General features: G+C 54.3%; 1 pseudogene. It reads right to left on the bottom strand.

The features are described from left to right. Positions 1-245 (bottom strand): annotated as a pseudogene (locus tag KVT28_RS26100) (polyribonucleotide nucleotidyltransferase); the annotation flags it as partial.

Raw genomic sequence — 245 nt, 5'->3', positions numbered from 1 at the left:
AGTGATACCATCGCGGCTACCCGCTACTTTAAAGTCCATATCGCCGGGGTGATCTTCGTCACCCAGGATGTCAGACAGAACCACAAAGTTGTCGGCTTCTTTAACCAGGCCCATCGCAATACCGGCTACGGCAGCTTTGATCGGTACGCCAGCGTCCATCAGTGCCAGAGGTGCACCGCACACGGAAGCCATCGAAGAAGAACCGTTAGATTCTGTGATCTCTGAAACCACACCCACGGTGTAGG

This window comes from Pantoea sp. GbtcB22 (genome assembly GCF_019091025.1).
GTDB lineage: Bacteria > Pseudomonadota > Gammaproteobacteria > Enterobacterales > Enterobacteriaceae > Pantoea > Pantoea leporis.
Note: the sequence above shows the minus strand (reverse complement) of the source record. Positions and strands in the feature narration are given on the sequence as shown.